Below are 17195 nucleotides of genomic sequence, written 5' to 3'. Positions count from 1 at the left end.
ATGAAAAAGTTTTGGAGCATTTTTAGTTTTACCTATAAAGAGACCATTAAGAATAAAGGACTTATAATATCAACAATAATTACTTTAATATTAATGCTTGGATTTTTTAACATGGATAAGATAGTAGGTTTATTTAAAGGTGAGGGATCCAAAGATTTAATAATGGTAAGTACAGAAGCAGATAACAGTTTCTTAAATAAAGATACTTTAGATAGGTTGAATGATGATAACTTTGAAATTACTTTAACTAGTAATAGTGGAGAAGTAGATAAAGTTAAGAACGAGATTGAAAATGGAAAGTCAGATTATAAGGCTTTACTTGAAATTTCAACAGGACAAGAAGTCACAGGGAAACTGTATGTAAATGAATTACCTAGTGATTCTTTAACGAAGAAGGTTAATACAATTTTAAACGATACTAAGTTTATGTTCTCAATAAAGAAATTCAATTTAACTCCAGATGAATATGCTAATATAATGACACCAGCTCAATTAGATGTTGTTCAGACAGGAAATGCTTCTCAAGAGAGAATGGTATTGGTTTATGCACTTGTATTTGGAATATATATAATAACTCTTACTTTTGGTTCTATGGTTGCTAACTCAGTTATAGAAGAAAAGAGTAATAGAATAATGGAAACATTAATAACAATGGCTAAACCTATGGAGCTTTTCTTTGGAAAAGTTTTAGGGGTATGTGCCGTAGGATTAACCCAAATAGCTGTGTTTTTAGGTTTTGGTCTCATAATGCTTAAAACGTCAGGGGTAAGCTTAGATGTTTTAAGTTCATTAAATTTAAATGCTAGTATAATATTTGCATTCATAGCATATTTCCTTTTAGGATATTTAACATTCTCAATGCTATATGCTGCAGTAGCTTCACTTGCTACAAGCGCTCAGGATGTAAACTCTTCTATGGGAGCTATAACTTTAATATTTGTTGGGGTTTTCCTACTTGCAATGAATTGTATGTTTAATATTGAATCAACATTAGCAAAGGTATTTAGTTATATTCCATTTGCGTCACCTTTAATAATGTTTGAGAGAATAGTTTTATCAAAAGTTACCTTTATGGAAGTTTTAATAACTACTATTATTAATGTTGGATTCATAATTTTAGTTGGATTCTTTAGTAGTAAGTTATATAAAAAAGGAACTTTACATTATGGCAAAAAGGCTTCATTAATAAAAATTTTAAGAGGAAAAGAATAATATATATGTGAGATTATAAAAAAATATTGAAAAAAATATTGAATTTAATAAATTTTATGTATATAATATAGAAAAATGAAAAATGATTAGAAGCAGTGAAAAGAAAGAGTAAATTAAGTGTACTTTTCAGAGAGCTAAAGTTTGGTGTGAATTTAGTAAGAAAGCTTAGTTGAAGCAGTCTTGGAGTTTCTTATTGAGAACTAAAAGTTGAAGTAGAAGGTTTAGTGAACTTATCTTAAGTTTTAGGATGAGTTAAAACTTTTAATTAGATTAAGACGAGTTCCTCCCGTTAAAGAGGATAGAAATTTATTAATAATTGGAACATAAATTTATTTAGTTTTGACCATACTATTAAAGATTTCTAACTGAGGTGAGTAAAAGTAATTTTACTTATTAGGGTGGTACCGCGAAGTAGTTCCTTCGTCCCTTTTTAGGGATGAGGGAACTTTTTTATTTATTTAAAAAATATATATTAAGCTGAAAATATATAGTAAATAAAAAATAACTATTAAGTTATATTAATTTTGATAGTAGTTAAAAATGCTAAATATATTAAATAGTTTAAATAAAGATAAATAACAAAGGGGGCCAATGGTCATGGAAGAAATTTTAGAAGTTTTAGAGAAAAATAGTAGATATACAGACCAAGAAATAGCTGTTATGACAGGAAAGACAGTTGAAGAGGTTAGAGATGCTATAAGAGACTATGAAGAAAGAAGTATAATTGCAGGATATACTACACTTATAAATTGGGAGAATACAGGAAGAGAGACAGTTACAGCATTAATAGAAGTACAGATAACTCCTCAAAGAGGTGTTGGCTTTGATAAGGTTGCGGAAAGAATATACCAATTTCCACAGGTTAAAGCTTGTTATTTAATGTCTTCAGGTGGATTTGATTTAACTGTTATCGTAGAGGGAAAAACAATGAAAGAAGTTGCAATGTTTGTTTCAGATAAACTTGCAATTCAGGAATGCGTAACAGGAACAGCAACTCACTTTGTACTTAAAAAGTATAAAGATCATGGAACAATATTTAGAGAAAAGAAAACAGATGATAGGGAGATGTTATTTATATGATGCTAGAGAATATGATATTAGACAATGTGAAAAATATGCCACCTTCAGGTATTAGAAAATATTTTGATTTAATAAACGAAATGGAGGATGTTATTTCTTTAGGTGTTGGGGAACCTGATTTTGTAACACCTTGGAATGTTAGAGAGGCAGGAATATATTCTCTAGAACAAGGGCATACTCACTATTCATCAAATGCAGGATTTATAGAATTAAGAGAGGAAATAGCAAAGTATTTAAATAGAAGATTTTCTCTTAGATATAATCCAAAGGATGAAATACTTGTTACTGTTGGGGGAAGTGAAGGAATAGACTTAGCCCTTAGAGCTTTAGTTGGCCCTGGGGATGAAGTTATAATACCTGAGCCAAGCTTTGTAGCTTATAAGGGATGTACAGCATTCACAGGAGCCACTGCTAAAACAATAGATTTAAGAGCAGAGGATGATTTTAAATTAACACCAGAACTTCTAGAGGAAGCTATAACTGAAAAGACAAAGGTTGTAATAATTCCTTTCCCTAATAATCCAACTGGGGCAATAATGAATAAAGAAGAGCTTGCAGGAATTGTTGAGGTTTTAAAAGATAAAGATGTAATAATTATTTCAGACGAAATATATGCAGAATTATCATATGATGAAGATCATGTTTCTATAGCTAGTTTCCCAGAAGTAAAAGAAAAAACTATTGTTATAAATGGGTTTTCTAAAGCTTATGCTATGACTGGATGGAGACTTGGATATGTTTGTGCTCATAAAATTTTAATTGACGCTATGAAAAAGATACATCAATATGCAATAATGTGTTCGCCAACAACAGCACAGTATGCTGCTATTGAGGCTCTTAAAAATGGTGATGAGAGTGTAGCTGAAATGGCAAGAGAGTACAATAGAAGAAGAAGAGTGTTAGTTGAAGGGTTTAGAAGCATGGGATTAGATTGCTTTGAACCATTAGGTGCCTTATATGTATTCCCATGTATTAAATCAACTGGAATGAGTTCAGATGAGTTCTGTGAAAAACTTCTTCTTGAAGAGAAGGTATTAGCTGTTCCAGGGAATGCTTTTGGAGATTGTGGGGAAGGATTTATAAGAGCCTGTTATGCAGCTTCAATGGAAGATATTATGGAGGCTGTAAAGAGAATAAGAAGATTTGTTGAAAGAAATAATGTACAAGGGAAGTAGATAATTCTCTTTAATAGGTAGTAGAGGTCTAAATTTGACTTTTACTACCTTTTTTAACGTTAAATATTTTTTGTTGCTGGTGATATAATTGTATTAAGGTGGGAGGCGACAATCATGGATAACATGAAAAAGATAGTAAAGAAAATGCCTAAGGTTATGAAAAAATCTTTAAAAAAATCTAACACCCATGATATGTTATTAGAACAGGCTAATAGAATGGTACTTAGTGATAATAATTTATATCTTGATAATAAGAGCTTTTCTAAGGTGCTTAAATGGTGTATGGATATACTTGAGTTAAATTACAATGTTAGTAAAAGCTTTGGTTGGATTAGACCATCATATTCTAGAAAACCAGATATAATGATTAGATCAGCACTAACTTTATTCTCCTTCCATTTCTATCATGGAGAGCATAAGGATAATTATTTCGGAAGAATTGGCAAAGGAAAAACTGCAATGTGTAAGTTTATATTCTTTGGTAGAAAAGCTCTAAAATATAGAGATATGGGGAAGAGAAGAAAGTGCATGAAGTATTTAAGTTTTGCTTGTCATTACTTAGCTGATATGAGTGAACCTCATCATGTAACACATCATATTGCGAGGCCAAATGATAAGATAATGAGCATATTAAAAAAATTTGATATAAATAAAATAGGAAAAGGAAATTTTTCTAATCATCGTAGATTTGAAAATCTTGCTCAAGATTGGATAAAGGGTGATAAAGATATAACTCTTCTTTTAGATGAAAATAAAGATAAGGATGAGAATATACTTTTAAAAGGGGTACCTACTCATGGCGAAATATTTTCATATATATTAAAGGATGAAGGAGATAAAGTATTTAAGGAAGATGATAAACAGAGAGTTTTAGATATATATTATAAGAATAGTAACCTTAGTTTTGATGACTATTGTAGATATTTAGGTAATGAAAGTTCAGAATATGCAAAAGAATTAATTTATGATGCTTTTAAGGATGATACAAGAGAGCAGGCTTTAGCTGCCATTAAGACACTTAATATGGCAGAAATTCAATTAGCAAGATTTTTATATTATTTCTGCAATTACAACTTTAGAGAAGAAAAATTTGTTGAACCTAGATTAAAATTTTATAATGTAAGTTTAGGAGTAAGTTAGAAATAAAAAGTCTATATAAACATATTAAATTTCAGTATGTTTATATAGGCTTTATTTATAAATTTATACATAGGACCTTACCATGAAGAGCATTTAAAAGCGTCTTCTTTTTTAAATAGTCTAATTTAAAATATAATGTAGTGGCTCCTGTTATGTATATTGTTACAATAAATTTGTTTTTTGCTTTTCTAATCTCTATCTTCTGTATATCCTTAAACATGTAGTAATTATATCCATAGATTATAGCGTCATCTATTATGTAAAAACATATGAATTTATAAGATATAAAAATTAAAATAAGGCAATAAATTGCTGGCACTACTATATTTATTAGGTTCTTATCATGTAAATAAGACATGGCGCCAAATAAAAGTATTAGTAGTGATAATAAAAACATTATTATAGAAACAAGGCTCATTATTCTTATGGTAACAGCCTTTTTACCTTTTCTAATTTTTTTTGTTCTATGAAGTAGAATTATATTTACCAAAATATATATTCCCAAAATAATAAGTGCCAATAGAACCACCCTTATCCTTAGATTTTATTTATAAGTTTACAACAATTTTTTTCTATAGTCAAAGTTTATTATTGATACTTTTTTCTTTAATTTCCTATGAAATTAAAGGTATTATGGCCATAAATTATATAGTTAAAGATTATAAAGATTTTTATCAGAATAGCTTTAAATAAATAAATTATTATCGTTCATAAGGTGTGTTAATGAATTTAGCATGTATATTTAAGTTGTAGCATAAAATTATTAGTTTCATAAAGTTTACAAGAAAGAGAAAAGGTGTATAATAAGTTTTATCATAAAAGGGGGGATATTTTATGAATTTATTAGAAAGTAGCCGGTTTGTTTTAAGACCGTGGAAAGAAAATGATTTAAAGGATTTGTATGAGTATGCAAGTAGTGAACTTGTTGGTCCAAGAGCAGGATGGCCAGTTCATAAGAGCATAGAAGATAGTAAAGTAATATTAGAACACTTTATTAAAAGCGAAGAAGTATATGCTATTGAATTAAAAAATGAAAATAAGGTCATAGGTAGTATAGGGCTTCATCATAGAAAACCAGATGAGAGACTAGATGAATTAAACCAAAGAGAAGTTGGATATGTTTTAAATCCTAAATATTGGGGTCAAGGAATAATGCCAGAGGCAGTTGGGGTATTAATGGATTATGGATTTAATAAATTAAACTTAGATTTGATTTGGTGCTGTCATTATGAAGAAAATTTAAATTCAAAAAGAGTTTGTGAAAAGAGTGGATTTAAGTATAAATTCACTAAAGAAAAAGTTTTAGAGCTTTTAGATCAAAGAAAAGTTAAAGCTCTTTATTACAATTTATCTAAAGAAGAATATTTAAAGGGTAAAGTTAATTAATAAAATATAGGAATAGAGAATTTTTAGGGGGAACAAGTATGCTTGAATTATTAAAAACAAGAAGAAGTGTGAGAAAGTATAAGAATATTGAAGTAGAAAAGGAAAAAATAGAATCAATTTTAAAAGCTGGACTTTTAGCACCTTCATCTAAAAATAGAAAGCCTTGTGAGCTTTTAGTTATTAAGAATAAAGAAGTTCTAGAAAAACTTTCCAAATGTAGAACTAGGAATGAAAGTATTTTTGTAAAGAATGCAAATTTAGCTATTGTTGTAATGGCTAATACAAAGATTACACCAGATGTATGGATAGAGGATGCTGCCATAACAGCTACTTTAATTCAACTTGAAAGTCATGATTTAGGATTAGGCTCTTGTTGGATTCAAGTTAGAGAAAGAGAATTTGATGAAAATACTTCAACTGAGGAATACATAAAGGGGATCTTAAATATACCAACTGAGTATGCTATTGATTCAATAATATCAATTGGATATCCAGATCAACCTTTAAGAGTAAGTAGTGATGAGAATTTATTAGAAACAAGAGTTCATTTTGAAACTTTCAAGTAAGTTTATTAAATGGGATTCTTAGGAGAGTTTTTTATTTTAAGCTTGAAATTGAGTTAGCTTAAAAATAAGCTCAATTAATATATATTTTTTTAAATAGGGTAATATTAAGTTAGGAAGCTAGGTGAATTGTTTAATGGATGATTTGAAAATACGTAGATTTGAGCAAAAAGATGGAAGTGAAGTTTCTAAATTGATTGAAAGAAACTTTTTAGAAGTTAATATAAAGGATTATTCCGAAGAAAGTATGAAAAAGTTAGCTTCTCATTATAATGAAAATAAAGTTTTATATATAGCAAAGAATTCACATATGTATGTTGCTGTTTTAAAAAATAAAATAGTTGGCTGTGGTGCAATTTCAAGTTTTTGGGGAAAAGATGATGAGAGCATATTATTAACTATTTTTGTTTTACCTGAATTACATGGAAAAGGAATAGGTAGAAAAATCATAGAGACTTTAGAAAAGGATGAATATTTCTTAAGAGCAAGACGAATTGAAATTCCATCATCAATTACAGCATGTGATTTTTATAAAAAAATGGGATATAATCATAAATATAATCTTAAAGAGTTAGACAAAGAAGGACATTATAGACTTGAAAAGTTTAGATATAGACTTCAATATGATCAAAATTATTAAAATATAAAAAAAGCATTATATGACTTTAAGTCATATAATGCTTTTTTTATGAAAAACAATGTGTAAATTATCAATTTAAATTTCCAGATTCTATTTTCCCAGATGAGGAGATTGTTCCATGGTCTATTGTTCCACTACCACCATTTTTCAAAAATTCATAACTACTTACAATAAATGAATAGGTATCTGTTTTTTCATTGTAGCCAAAGAGATTTACTAAAGTTCCATATTTTAAATTTTTGCTATCAAATTTAGTATCAGAACAGAAGAAAAGACTACTATTTGGATCTTCTTCATAAGATAAATTTTCACCAGAACCTATTGCTTTTACTGGAGTTATATATTGTACATTTCCACCTAATTCTAAATCAGCGATTTTATCAGCCAAATCTTTTAGAGGTACTTTAGAATTATTTTCTTCTCCATTATTTGAAGGGGAAGCGTTATCCTTAGAATTTTCTTTAGAAGAATCAGAGGAATTATCAGATTTATTTGAAGTTTTATCATCATTAGTGTTCTTATTAATTTTATCATTATTTTTAGATGATTGAGAACTACTTGATTCACTAGATTTTTTGGGAGAGTTAGTTGAATTATTAGTAGCTTTATCATTGTCAGAAGAATTATTTTCTTTATTAGTATCAGTCTTATCTTTTGATTCTTCTGTAGCATTATTTTCACTTTGTGATGCATTAGAATTATCTTGATTTATTGCTTGTGATTGAGAAGTCTGAGTATTAGCATCTGTATTATTTAAATTTCCGCATCCAGCTAAAACAAAACTTGATGCTATTAAAGTTCCTATTATTACACTTATAATTAGTTTTCTTTTCATATTAAACATCTCTTTTCTTTAAGTTTAAAATAAATTTTCCTGTTATTTAAATAGATACTTCTATGTATTTTAATATGGTTTATAAAAGCATATTAAGGCTAATTAATATGGTGTAGAAGTATGGCCAATAATTAATGTTGAATTAAGATATTGGTTTAGAGTTTTATATTTTTATTATAAGAAATTAATAATAAACAAACAAGAAATATGTAGGCAATATGTTAAATATGAGTAAATATTGTCTGAGTGGTATTTAAAATATTTATAATAAAGACTATGTTTTAGATGAATGTTGATTTTTAGCTAGTTTAAAACATAGACATAATAAAAATTATTTTTGTAGGGAGCATTTTTACTAGTTAAACCATCTAATAAGTATAAAGCTTAGCTAAGTTATTACATTTTAGGAGGAAAGTTGTGGAGTTATTATCATTTTTAGAACACAGAAAAACTTCAATGGTTTCTCAAGCAAAAAAAGGGGATAAGGATGCCTTTCTAAGTCTTATAGATGAAAATAGATTAAGCATTTATAGGGTTGCTAGAGGAATTTTAAATAATAAGGAAGATATTGAGGACGCACTTCAAAATACCATAATAAAATCTTATGAAAAGATTGGAACTTTAAAAAAAGATGAGTTTTTTAAAACTTGGATAATAAGAGTTTTAATAAATGAGTGCAATCTTATATTAAGAAGAAATAAAAAAACAGTATTTTTAGACAAGTTAGAAAATGAAGAATCTTATAGTGATGATTATGGAAATATTGAGTTAACCTCTGTAGTTAATTCATTAAGTGAAGAGTTAAGGATAACTACAGTATTATATTATTTTGAGGATATGTCTACAAAGGAGATATCAGAAATGTTAAATGTAGCAGAGGGAACTGTAAGATCAAGACTTGCTAGAGCAAGAGAAAAACTTAGAAGTTCTATATAACATAAAAATACTAGAGGTGTTTTTCTTGGAACTTAAAAATATTATGGTAAAAAATCAATTTTTATAAGGTTGATAAAAAGTTTTGAGGTTCAATGAACTTAACTTTAATGGAGGGTTTAATTAATGAAAAATATAGATGATTTATTTGATAGGGAAGTTAAAAATAAATTGAAAATGGAAAATAGTAAAATACCAGAGGATATTAATAAGAAAATGGATGAAGCTATTAATAATTTAGGAAAGAGAAAAAGAAATTATAAGAAAGTTTCAGGGATATGTGCAGCTTGTATAGTTGGAACTTTAATATTTGGAGTAACAATGCCAACCTATGCACAAAACATTCCTGTTATAGGAAAGATATTTGAAATATTTAATGGTGAAATATATGAAAATTATGATAAATATGCTTCAGATTTAGATGTTACTAAAGAGAGCAATGGATATAGAGTAACAATAAATAAAATTGTTTATGACACTATAGACTTAGAAATTTTTTATACTATTCAATCAGATAAGTCTTTAGAGGATGGTCTAGATTTATTAGATGTTAAGCTAGAAGTAAATAATAAATGGTTAAACTCTGGATTTAGTGGTGGAGGAATAAAGATAGATGATTTCACATATGTTGGTAGCAAAAGATATTCTGTAGCAACTGAAAGGCTTGCTCCAGAAGAATTTAAAAAGAATATGTTAGGAGGAGACATAAAGATTCCTAATAATTTTAATTTAAGTATAGATATAAGTAGTCTAGGAACTGTTACTGAGGATGTTAAAGTGAAAGGAAAGTGGAATTTTGATATACCTATAAGTGATGATTTAGTTAAAGAAAATATAAAGGAACAAGACCTTAACATAAACTTAGGAAAAGATTTAAATGATACAATATTAACTAAATTGATACAAACTCCTATAAATACAGTTTTACAAGTGATACAAACAAAAGAGCCATATGATTATAGTGATTTAGACCTTGTAATTTTTGATGATAAAGGAAAATATTTATATGCAAAAGGGGGGCGTGGAATTGGACACAGTGATGAAAATGGAAACTCTAAGATGTTCTATACTTACAATTTAAAAGAAGTTAATGAGGAGAGTGAGAGCTTAACCATAATTCCATATATCCAGAGAAATGATATGAATGAGGAAACTTCTTCTGGTGAAGTTACTTTCCCTAAAGAACTTAAATCAGAGTTAAACTTAACTGGAGAAAGTGAAGTAAAATTAGATAATGGAGAAGTTTATTCTAAGATTAATAAAATAGAAAATATTGAAAATGGAACAAGAGTATATTATGAATCTAAGTATTCAATATATGGAGCACCAAACTATATTATAAATAATGAAACAGGAGAAAAAATTGAGCCTATAGGAAATAAAGAAATGGGATATGCAGATAAGATTAAACATGTAAGTGGAAATGAGTTTTATATAGAATTTCCTAAAGAATTAAAAGAAAATGATTATACTGTTGTATTCTTAGATAGAAGTAGCAATGAACCTGGTGGAGATGCTATTAAAATAGATTTGAAATAAGTTTAATAAAAAGAGCCAGAGATTTTCTAGATTTTTAGAAATTCTCTGGCTTTTAATCAGTTTATAAGTTAATATAATTATTAAAATTCTTTTTGGATTTTGTAAGTTTTAATTTAGTAAATAAATGATATAATTTATTTTAGAGTTTAATTTAAATAAGAGGGGTTTCTAAAATATTTTAAGGAACTTAAAATTAAAAATATATTTTAGTGCTTTAGACTTTAAAAGTGGAGTAATACGATGGCATTATCAATATATGATTTATGCTATTATGTATTTAAAATTGTAAAATTTAGAGGTAATTTTATGTGTTAGAAAATATGTTTAAGTTAGAACTCATCTATTATTAAAGAAGTAATCGAGGTGTAAAGATAAAATGATAAAGCTTTATTATGAAAATCAGTACATAAAAGACTTTAAAGGAGAAATTCTTGAAGTTAAAGAGGTAGATGGAAATTTTCATGTTGTCTTAGATCAAACAGCCTTCTTTCCAGGTGGGGGTGGCCAACCAGGTGATTTAGGGCTTATTGGAGGAATTAAGGTTCTTGATGTTTATGAAGAGGCTGGAAAGGTATATCACGTTTTAGAGAAAGAGCCTAAAAAATTAAAAAATCTACAATGTGAATTAGATTGGGAAAGAAGATTAGATGGAATGCAACAACATTTAGGTCAACATCTTCTTTCAGGTTGTTTTTACGATTTATTTGGAGCAAATACTTGTGGATTCCATTTAGGTGAAGAAGTAAGTACAGTTGATATTGTAGGTTTTTTAGATGAAAAGACTATAAGAGAAGCTGAAAAAGAAGCTAATAGATTAATCTTTGAAAGTTTAGAGGTTAAGAGTTATGCTCCAACTAAAAAAGAGCTTAAAAAGATTAAAACAAGAAGAGCTTTGCCAAAAACAGATGAGGAAATCAGAATAGTTGAAATTGTAGGATTAGACTTAAATGCTTGTTGTGGAGTTCATCCAAGCAATACAAGAGATCTTCAGATTATAAAAATAAGAAGATGGGAAAAGCATAAAAATGCTACAAGAATAGAGTATGTAGCTGGAAAAAGAGCTGTTTCTGATTTCTTTATGAAAGATGAAATCTTAGGTGAAATATGTAAACTCCTAAAATCAGGAGAAGGTGATACATTAAATGCTGTTAAAAATCTTTTAGATAATAATAGAAATCTTCTAGATGAAAATAGAAAGATTAAAGCTGAAATAGGCGATTATAAGATAAAAGAAATGTTAAGTAAGTCAGAGAGAATTGGTGATATCACTTTAGTTAATGAAATTTTTGAAGGTGATGATATTAAGCACATAGGAAAATTAGCAAATAAAATAACTGATGAATATAATTCTATAGTTTTATTTGCAGTAAGAAATGGTGATAGAGTCAACTTAATCTTTAATAGTTCTAAAGATATTAAAAAAGCTAATATGAATGAAATTCTAAAAGATACAATAACTTTAATTGATGGAAGAGGTGGCGGAAATCAGTTTGCAGCTCAAGGTGGAGGAAAAAATAACGGGAATACAGAGGTCGCTATTGATTATGCCACTGATAAATTAAGAAAAATTTTACTTTAATAAGTTAAATTAGCATATAGAAATTAATTTTATAGTTTTTTATTTAGAAAATATTAATTTTTAATAAGGTTAGTTTTAAAACAATTTATTTAAAGAGTATTAAGTATTAGGGGATATAAAATTTAAAAAGGCTAATGGACATAATTTAAGACTATAATGGAGTTGAAGAAAAATGACAGTAATGAGTGATAAGTTTTTAAGTATAATAATTCCTGCGTACAATTCAGAAAAATATATAGAGAAAAATCTTATGTTTTTAGAAAGGCAGACATCAAATAACTTTGAGGTTATAGTTGTTGATGATGGATCAACAGATAATACATGTGAAGTCAGTGAGGCATGCTTAAAGAAGTTTAAGATAGCTCATAAAGTTATTAGATGCGAAAAAAATAGGGGGCAAAGTGTTGCTAGAAACATTGGAATTAAGTATTCAAGAGGAAAGTATCTTTTATTTTTAGATTCAGATGACTTTGCGGAAAACAACTTAGTTCAAATTTTAGAAAGGAATCTTTTTAATGAACCTGATATAGTATTTTTTGATCACAAAAGGATAAAAGAAGATGACAGTGTAAATATAAATAGAGAACAAAGTTTTGAGTTTGGAAAAGAAAAGTCAGGTAAGGATGTTTTTTATGCTTATAAGGATAATAAAGTAAGACTTTGGACAGGAAGTCTTATTTATAATAAAGAGTTTTTAAAGAGGAATAATCTTAGATTTTTAGAAGGAGCTCATGGTGCAGAAGATTTAAACTTTATATTTAAAGCACTTTTAAGTTCAGAAAAAGTTAGAGGAATAGAGGATAGTCTAGTATTTTATTATCAAAGAGAGGATTCTTTAACAAATAATCCTGATATATATAAAAATATAACAGTAATAAAGTCAATGAAGGATGTATCTAAGTTTATTGAAGAAAAAAAACTAGAGAGAAATTTAAAAGATATTATAGAAAAAGAGTTTACTGCTGAACATATAATGTATCAAGTATTGGGGTTTTTAAATAGTAAAACAAAGGAAGACACTTTAAAAGTGCTTAGAGATGAGAGTGTGAAAAAAGCTTTAAAGAAGGCAACTTCAAGAACAAATAGATATGGAAGAAACATGTATATGTATATGAAATTAGCTGCTTATACACCTAATTTATTTGTAAAAATGTATTTAAAGCGTACGGGAAAATAAGTTTTTAGTATATATATAAATTTGAAAACATATTTTAGAAGAAATAAAACTTAATATTGTCTTAACAGAAAGTTAACAATATGATATATTAGAAAAAACTAAGCAATTTTTATGATATACAATCATTGGGTTATTATAAGAAAATATAATAAGACCATAAATAAGGATGTGATGACATGTTTTCTAATGATAAAAAGTTAAAAGGAGCGTTAATTGTAGTTACCTATGGTATAGTTTTAGCTTTTGTATTTATGAAATATTCCACAATTTTTGGTGGGTTGGGATATATTACAAATCTTATAAGACCATTAATTTTAGGTATAGCAATAGCTTTTATTTTAAACATACCTATGAAATTTTTTGAAAGAAAATTATTTAAGAAATTAGATAATAGTAAAAAATCGTGGGTTAGAAATGCCAAAAGACCTTTAGCCATTACAGTTACAATAATAGTTTTAGTAAGTGCTATAACTGCAATAATATTATTTGTTGTACCTGAAATCACTTCAAGCATTATTAAACTTACAAACAGTATTCCAGGTTATTTAAAATCCTTTGAAATTACTATGAACAATTATGCTGATTCAACAGTAATTTTAAGTAAGGTTTGGGATCAAGTTATGAATGCTTGGCAAGAAATATTAAAAACAGTTACCCATTTATTTGGTGGACTTGCATCTTATATTGTTAGTATAACAGTTGATGTAACAACAGCTATTATTGATTTCTGTTTAGCCTTTGTATTAGCAATATATATGCTTTCAAGTAAAGAAAAATTAATATGTCAACTTAAAAAAGTTATGTATGCATATATTAAAAGAGATATTGTAGAGAAAATATTAGGAGTTGGACAAACTGTCAATAAAGTATTTTCAGGATTTATTATTGGACAATGTACTGAGGCTTTAATTATAGGAACACTATGTTTCCTAGGTATGTCATTATTAAGAATACCATATGCTTTCTTAATAAGTGTTCTTGTTGGTACAACAAGTTTAATACCTATTTTAGGAGCATTTATAGGAACAATTCCTTCATTCTTCTTAATACTTATAATAAGCCCAATAAAAGCAATCTGGTTTATTATATTTATATTATGTCTTCAAAGAGTTGAAGGAGATTTAATCTATCCAAGAGTTGTAGGGGGATCAGTAGGGTTATCATCTCTATGGGTTTTACTTGCAATTATGATTGGTGGTAGTGCCTTTGGACTTATTGGAATGTTAGTAGGAGTTCCAACAATGGCTGCTATATATTGTATATTTGGAAATGTTACTAACAATAGATTAAAGAAAAAAGGTATTAAAATAAATGAAGAGGAAATACAAGATAGCGGAAAAATTCATGTTTAATAAAATCTAAATCTTATAAATTGAATAATTAAAAATTTAGATAAAAAGGTGTTGTAGCTTAAAAAGCTATGATGCCTTTTGTTTTTTTAGGCTCTGTTTTAGATGAATGTTGATTTTTAGCTAGCCACTCAGATCTAACTTAATTTTAAGTGAAAATCAAAATTTTTAATTTTGTATTTTGAACTTACACCTTTGAATGAAATAAAAAGGTGCTTCCTAAAAGAACAGCATGTATTAACTGCTCATTAAGATGGTCTTATAGTTCTATCTAAAAATTAATACTAGTTTAAAACATAGCTAAGTATTGATATTTTAATAGAGTTAATATATTAATTTGCATATAGTATTTTAAAGAGAAATGAGAGGAATTTGAACATAAAACTTTTATAAAATAATAGAATTGTATGGACAAATGGTAAATTACAAGTTATAATTGATAATAATTATCAATTGAATATGAGAGGGGGAAGAGAAATGAATAATATACTTTTAGCTTTTTTATTAACTTTATTAGCTAGTTTAGCTACTGGAATAGGAAGCTGTATAGCATTTTTTGCAAAGAAAACAAATAAAAAATTTCTTTGTATAAGTCTTGGTTTTTCTGCTGGTGTTATGATTTACGTTTCTATGATAGAAATATTTCAAGAGGCAAAAAACTCACTTGTTGGAGCTATGGGGCTTAAAGCCGGTAGTTTAGTTACTGTTATTTCATTTTTTGCAGGAATAGCAATAATTGCTTTAATAGATAAGTTTGTACCTGAAGAAGAAAATCCCCATGAAGCAAGAAGTATTGAGGATATAGATGAAGGTAATGTATCTTCAAATTTAATATATGAGGATTCTAAAAATGAATCTTTTAAAGATAAAGCTCTTATGAGAACAGGGCTAGTTACGGCTTTAGCAATAGCTATACACAACTTCCCAGAAGGATTAGCTACTTTTGTTTCAGCACTTAATGGAGCAAGTTTAGCTATTCCAATAACAATTGCAATAGCAATACACAACATACCAGAAGGAATATCAGTTTCGGTACCTATTTACTATGCTACTGGTGATAAAAAGAAAGCTTTTCTATATTCCTTCCTATCAGGAATGTCTGAACCTATAGGTGCCATAATAGGATATACATTACTTAGAAATATTTTTAATGATATGACTTTAGGAATATTATTGGCTGCAGTAGCTGGAATAATGGTGTTTATATCTTTAGATGAGTTATTACCAACAGCAAGGAAATATGGAGAGCATCATCTTTCAATATACGGATTAGTTGCAGGAATGATTGTTATGGCAGTTAGTTTATTATTATTTTTATAACTAAAATAAGGGAATATATCAAAATAACTCAAAAAACTTAAAAATATATTCCGAGAATTACTGGATTTTAAGTGAAAGTCCAAATTTTAATTTGGATTCTTGAACTTATCCAATGGAACTTTAGTTACATTGGAGTCATCTATATAGCAATTACTCCGAAGATTTTACTAAGGGGAAGAACTCCCGCTGGTCAAATAGCTTCTTTTCTTAACGTAAAATATTCTGCATAATAGCTTAAATTCTAAAGTTTATCCAGATATTTTCTTCATAATATTGATAGGTTTGGTCATTGAGTTTTGATATATTCCCTTTTATTATTGATTCATAGTAAATAATATCATATAATAATAAATGAGAAGAGAATGATATTAAATAATAACAAATAATAATAAAAGCGATTTGATTAAGAGATTTATATAAATTGGAGTTTAATTAGGTAAAAAGGAGAGTAAGACTATGTTCATGGAGGAACGATTAGAGGAGACTTTAAGAATATTAAAAAGAGATGGAAAAGTTTTTGTTAAAGATTTAAGTGAGAGATTTGATGTCACTGAAGGCATGATTAGAAAAGATCTTCAAAAGCTTGAACAAGAAGGATTACTTAAAAGAACTTATGGTGGAGCTATATTAGAAAGACAAACTGTTCATGATGATAGTATCATGCCTAGACTTATGAAAAATTTAGGCGAAAAAGATGCCATAGCAAAACTTGCTTTAAATGAAATTGAAGATGGAGATTTTATATTTTTAGATGCATCTACTACAAATTACTCAATTGCAAATATGCTTTTAAATACTAAAAAGCACATAACTGTAGTAACAAATATGAATAGAATAGCAATACTTTTTGATTCACATCCTTCCATAGATGTTATATGCATAGGTGGTATGTATAATAAAAATTTAGGGGGAACCGTAGGAGGTAGAGCTGTTGAGGATGTTAAAAATTATAGATTTCATAAATCATTTGTAGGTGTTGGTGGAATAAATTTAGTAGAAGACTTTATAAGCAATTTTAATTTAGAAGAGGCCAGCATGAAAAATGCTATAATTAAAGCTAGTTTAAAAACTTATTTAGTTGCAGAAAATGAAAAATTTTATACAGATGGTGTTTGTAGTTTTACAAAATGTGAAGATGTAGATTTTATAATAAGTGATAAAAAACCAAATGAAGAAATTTTAAAATTACTAAAAGAGAGAGAAATATCTATAATATATTAATTTTTATTTTGTAGTTAATTTAGTTTATACTTTTTTTTACTTAGGA

General features: G+C 27.6%; 16 protein-coding genes and 1 other annotated feature. Of the genes, 14 read left to right on the top strand and 2 right to left on the bottom strand.

The genetic code is table 11. The annotated features are described in order from the left end of the window. The 4 genes from OIF33_RS10460 (at position 1) to OIF33_RS10445 (ending at position 4607) form a co-directional block, all read left to right on the top strand. Positions 1 to 1212, top strand: coding sequence for an ABC transporter permease (locus OIF33_RS10460; protein ID WP_322504192.1), 1212 nt, complete (start codon positions 1 to 3; stop codon positions 1210 to 1212). A gap of 86 nt (positions 1213 to 1298) precedes the next feature. Further along, positions 1299 to 1643: a binding site (T-box leader), on the top strand. Positions 1644 to 1809: 166 nt separating this feature from the next. After that, positions 1810 to 2292 (top strand): Lrp/AsnC family transcriptional regulator, encoded by a 483-nt coding sequence (locus OIF33_RS10455; protein WP_322504191.1) that lies wholly within the window; start codon positions 1810 to 1812, stop codon positions 2290 to 2292. Next, a complete protein-coding gene (locus OIF33_RS10450; protein WP_322504190.1) occupies positions 2289 to 3467 on the top strand; it encodes an aminotransferase class I/II-fold pyridoxal phosphate-dependent enzyme in 1179 nt (392 codons plus the stop codon). The genes OIF33_RS10455 and OIF33_RS10450 overlap by 4 nt, the downstream gene beginning before the upstream one ends. A 114-nt stretch (positions 3468 to 3581) precedes the next feature. Then, the gene (locus OIF33_RS10445; protein WP_322504189.1) at positions 3582 to 4607 is read left to right on the top strand and encodes a zinc dependent phospholipase C family protein; all 1026 of its coding nucleotides are present in this window, start codon (positions 3582 to 3584) and stop codon (positions 4605 to 4607) included. A gap of 55 nt (positions 4608 to 4662) precedes the next feature. Here OIF33_RS10445 and OIF33_RS10440 read toward each other — a convergent pair whose 3' ends face one another. Continuing rightward, entirely contained in the window at positions 4663 to 5136 is a 474-nt protein-coding gene (locus OIF33_RS10440) for a hypothetical protein (RefSeq protein WP_322504188.1), read from the bottom strand. 305 nt (positions 5137 to 5441) lie between these two features. Between OIF33_RS10440 and OIF33_RS10435 the strand changes: the two genes are divergently transcribed. From OIF33_RS10435 to OIF33_RS10425, 3 genes are all read left to right on the top strand, one after another. Further along, positions 5442 to 5993: a GNAT family N-acetyltransferase gene (locus OIF33_RS10435; RefSeq protein WP_322504187.1), complete on the top strand. Its 552-nt coding sequence runs from the start codon at positions 5442 to 5444 to the stop codon at positions 5991 to 5993. A gap of 38 nt (positions 5994 to 6031) precedes the next feature. Then, positions 6032 to 6559 carry a nitroreductase family protein gene (locus tag OIF33_RS10430; protein ID WP_322504186.1) on the top strand — a complete coding sequence of 176 codons (528 nt, stop codon included), beginning with the start codon at positions 6032 to 6034 and terminating at the stop codon, positions 6557 to 6559. Positions 6560 to 6692: 133 nt separating this feature from the next. Continuing rightward, positions 6693 to 7196 (top strand): GNAT family N-acetyltransferase, encoded by a 504-nt coding sequence (locus OIF33_RS10425; RefSeq protein WP_322504185.1) that lies wholly within the window; start codon positions 6693 to 6695, stop codon positions 7194 to 7196. A 70-nt stretch (positions 7197 to 7266) separates the two neighbouring features. Here OIF33_RS10425 and OIF33_RS10420 read toward each other — a convergent pair whose 3' ends face one another. Then, entirely contained in the window at positions 7267 to 8031 is a 765-nt protein-coding gene (locus OIF33_RS10420; RefSeq protein WP_322504184.1) for a hypothetical protein, read from the bottom strand. Positions 8032 to 8448: 417 nt separating this feature from the next. Here OIF33_RS10420 and OIF33_RS10415 point away from each other — a divergent pair, with 417 nt between their 5' ends. The 7 genes from OIF33_RS10415 to OIF33_RS10385 all read left to right on the top strand — a co-directional run bounded on the left by OIF33_RS10415 (position 8449) and on the right by OIF33_RS10385 (position 17149). Next, a complete protein-coding gene (locus OIF33_RS10415; protein ID WP_322504183.1) occupies positions 8449 to 8967 on the top strand; it encodes an RNA polymerase sigma factor in 519 nt (172 codons plus the stop codon). Positions 8968 to 9090: 123 nt separating this feature from the next. Next, the gene (locus OIF33_RS10410) at positions 9091 to 10503 is read left to right on the top strand and encodes a DUF4179 domain-containing protein (protein ID WP_322504182.1); all 1413 of its coding nucleotides are present in this window, start codon (positions 9091 to 9093) and stop codon (positions 10501 to 10503) included. A 376-nt stretch (positions 10504 to 10879) separates the two neighbouring features. Next, the gene (locus OIF33_RS10405) at positions 10880 to 12082 is read left to right on the top strand and encodes an alanyl-tRNA editing protein (RefSeq protein WP_322504181.1); all 1203 of its coding nucleotides are present in this window, start codon (positions 10880 to 10882) and stop codon (positions 12080 to 12082) included. 172 nt (positions 12083 to 12254) lie between these two features. Then, positions 12255 to 13259, top strand: coding sequence for a glycosyltransferase family A protein (locus tag OIF33_RS10400; protein ID WP_322504180.1), 1005 nt, complete (start codon positions 12255 to 12257; stop codon positions 13257 to 13259). 176 nt (positions 13260 to 13435) lie between these two features. Next, positions 13436 to 14611, top strand: coding sequence for an AI-2E family transporter (locus OIF33_RS10395; protein WP_322504179.1), 1176 nt, complete (start codon positions 13436 to 13438; stop codon positions 14609 to 14611). A gap of 474 nt (positions 14612 to 15085) precedes the next feature. After that, positions 15086 to 15928, top strand: coding sequence for a zinc transporter ZupT (zupT, locus tag OIF33_RS10390; RefSeq protein ID WP_322504178.1), 843 nt, complete (start codon positions 15086 to 15088; stop codon positions 15926 to 15928). Between the two features lie 456 nt (positions 15929 to 16384). Beyond that, entirely contained in the window at positions 16385 to 17149 is a 765-nt protein-coding gene (locus OIF33_RS10385; protein ID WP_322504177.1) for a DeoR/GlpR family DNA-binding transcription regulator, read from the top strand. The last annotated feature ends 46 nt before the right edge of the window (positions 17150 to 17195 follow it).

This window comes from Clostridium sp. LIBA-8841 (assembly GCF_034439435.1).
Taxonomy (GTDB): domain Bacteria; phylum Bacillota; class Clostridia; order Clostridiales; family Clostridiaceae; genus Sarcina.
Note: the sequence above shows the minus strand (reverse complement) of the source record. Positions and strands in the feature narration are given on the sequence as shown.